The organism is Rhizobium sp. 01T444, from assembly GCF_056398305.1.
The window spans coordinates 1-522 of the sequence record NZ_JBFTPD010000405.1; the positions used below are offsets into that span (position 1 = coordinate 1).

Sequence of the window (522 nt, forward strand, 5' to 3'; positions counted from 1 at the left end):
CTACGCAGGTCATCTTCTTCGTTCTGATCGTTGATCGTCTTGCACTGCGCCTAGACCGCGCAGTAACGCTCCTGGATGGCTTCGTCGGCCAGCATGGCTTGCGCGTCGCCGCTGTAGACGATTTCGCCTTGGTCGAGGATGTAGGCGCGGTCTGCAATCTTGAGAGCCAGGCCGACGTTCTGCTCGATGAGAAGGATGGTCACGCCGCTGCGCTTGAGCGCAGCGAAATACTCGAACATCTCATCGACCAGCACCGGCATGATGCCTTCGGAGGGCTCGTCGAGCAGCACGATCTTCGGCTTGGACGCCACGGCGCGCGCAATGGCAAGCATCTGTTGCTCCCCGCCTGACATCGTGATGGCCATCTGGTCGAGGCGCTCTTTCAGACGCGGGAAGGTTTCCGCGATCTCCTCGATGACGTCCGCTTCATGCCGGCGCAACGGCGAGGCGAGGAGACCCAGGCGGATGTTCTCTCGTACCGTGAGACCAGGGACGATGCGGCGCTCCTCCGGAACGTAGGCC

The 522-nt window shown here is 61.9% G+C and carries 1 protein-coding gene; it reads right to left on the bottom strand.

Going from position 1 to position 522, the window contains the following annotated elements; genetic code table 11:
- Nucleotides 1–50: 50 nt before the first annotated feature.
- The coding region (locus tag AC1DTN_RS39170) for an ABC transporter ATP-binding protein (protein ID WP_477925638.1) at nt 51–522 on the bottom strand (472 nt) is incomplete at its 5' end.